This is a genomic window from Salinicola sp. 4072 (genome assembly GCF_036663415.1).
Lineage (GTDB): Bacteria > Pseudomonadota > Gammaproteobacteria > Pseudomonadales > Halomonadaceae > Salinicola > Salinicola salarius_A.
This window is the reverse complement of sequence record NZ_JAXOVV010000062.1, coordinates 1-2,390: the sequence shown is the minus strand read 5'-3', so window position 1 is coordinate 2,390 and position 2,390 is coordinate 1. Positions and strand designations below refer to the sequence as shown.

The following is a 2,390-nucleotide window of genomic DNA, read 5'->3' as shown; positions in this document are numbered from 1 at the left end:
GGGCAAGGGTGAGTCGCACGAGAGCGGATCAGCCTGGCGGCTGCTCGGGGCTGTCGGGCATGTTGATGCTGCCCGGCTCCATCCGGTTGAGATGCAGGAACTGCAGATGGCGCTCGTACTGGTCGAGGATGTCGTCGATGACCTGCTCACGGGTATAACCCATCAGGTCGTAACCCTGACTCCCTTCCAGCAGATACACCTCCAGACGGTAGTACCGGCTGCTGCTCCGCGGCGTCTGCATGGCGAAGGACGGCGTGGAGAACGGATGCGTCCAGATCTGGTAGGCAAAGTTCTGCTCGTTGCCGAGATCGACGTAGAGCGACAGGTAGTCGTCGTCGTTCTGGGTGCCATCGCTGATGTCGACCTGAACGCCCTGCTTCATCAACTCCTCGCGCACCGCTTCCATCGCCGGGCGCCCGGTCTCTTCCAGGAACTGCTGCGCCTGCTGGCGATTGGGGAAGGACATCGCGCGCTTGAGTCGCGTCTTCCAGTCGTAATGGCGATCGCGGCCGCCGGAGGACATGCGGCCCGACAGCGAGCCGGACAGGCTCAGGCGATGGCTGTCTTCCTTGAACGCCTCGACCTTCAGTGCCTTGTAGAGCCCGGCGATCATGAAGAACAGCACGATCGAGAAGGGCAGCCCGGTGATGACCACCGCGCTCTGCAGCGTCGACAGGCCACCGGCGAGCAGCAGCGACAGGGTCAGAATCCCGATCACGGCCGACCACAGGATACGCATCCAGATGGGCGCGTCGCTGTTGACGTCCTTGAGCTTGGAGGTGAAGTTCGACAGAACCAGAGCCCCCGAGTCGCCGGAAGTGACGAAGAACACGATCGCCAGGATACTCACGGCGATGGTCGTGACGACCGGGAACGGATACTCCTGCAGGAACAGATAGATCCCCGCCGGCGGCGTCTCCATGACCTGCTGGCCGAAGTCCGTCGCCCCGTTCATCGCCATGTCGAGGGCGCTGTTACCCAGAATCGACATCCAGATCATCATGAACGCGATCGGCAGCGTCAGGGTGCCGGCCACGAAGGTCCGAATCGTGCGGCCACGCGAGATGCGCGCCAGGAACAGACCGACGAACGGGCCCCAGGCGATCCACCAGGCCCAGAAGAACAGGGTCCAGCCGTTCAGCCACTCCGTCGGGCGGTCGAAGGCGTAGGTGTTGAACGACATCGAGATGAAGTTGGACAGATAGTCGCCGACGTTCATCACCAGCGCGTTGAGCAGAAAGACCGTCTTGCCGGCAAACAGCACGAACAGCAATAGCGCGATGGCCAGCAGGACATTGAACTCGGAAAGCCGACGGATCCCTTTCTCGACGCCCGTCACCGCCGAAATGGTGGCGAACAGCACGATCAGCAGCACCAGGATGGTCTGCGTCCAGGCGCTCTCCGCGATACCGAACATGAAGTTCAGCCCGTAGTTGAGCTGGATGACGCCGATCCCGAGACTGGCCGCGATGCCGAATACCGTCCCCAGCACGGCGGCGATATCCACCACGTGGCCGATGGGGCCGTAGATCTTCTTGCCGAAGATGGGATAGAGGGCGCTACTGATGGTCAGCGGCAGGTTGTGACGATAGCTGAAGAAAGCCAGCGACATCCCCACCAGGGTATAGATGCCCCACCCTGAAAGCCCCCAGTGCAGGAAGGTCAGCTGCATCGCGTGGCGCGCTGCCGCGACCTGGTCATCGGGGGCATTGGGCGCGTTGTAGAACTGGGTCAGCGGCTCCGCCAGGGCGAAGAAGATGACCCCGATCCCGATACCGGCAGAGAACAGCATTGCCGACCAGGAGAAGATGTTGAAATCGGGTCGCGAGTGCTCGGGCCCGAGACGAATCCTGCCGAAGCGGGACACCCCCACGAACAGCACGAACACCAGATAGATGACGACTGTCAGAAAGTAATACCAGCCGAAGGTGTTGGAGATCCAACCCAGCAGCGCATTGATGATGCCGTTTGCTTGTTCGGTAGCGATCATCGCCCACAGCGAGAAGACGACGATACCAATGACCGACCCATAGAAGACGACTGGATTCAGTCTGTCCTCGGTCGTGGAATTATTATCGGGGCTTGTGCTCATGCGGCTCCCATCATCCCGCCTCATTCACGAGGGTGCTGATTGAGCGGTCTGAAGGTACTGACTGGTGGCATCGCTTATCAGGATCGGCTTCTTCAGCGCGAATAGCTGTTGAGTAATGCCAAAACGCTGAAATTTCCCCGCTTCCTTATAGCTCTTTGGAATCAATGGCGACCGTCCAAGCAGCCGTGATCGCCGCCCGCCGCTCCGGTCGCTCGCTTTCTGATGCTGTGGTGGTCTCGCAGAAGCGTCAGCTCAGTGCGGTCAGCTTCGGCAGCCCCTTCAGCAGCGTCGGCCACCA

General features: G+C 60.9%; 1 protein-coding gene. It reads right to left on the bottom strand.

Annotated features, from left to right (window positions below; genetic code table 11):
• Positions 1-28: 28 nt before the first annotated feature.
• Positions 29-2,092, bottom strand: coding sequence for a choline BCCT transporter BetT (betT, locus tag R3F72_RS18395; RefSeq protein WP_332780464.1), 2,064 nt, complete (start codon positions 2,090-2,092; stop codon positions 29-31).
• Between the last annotated feature and the right edge of the window lie 298 nt (positions 2,093-2,390).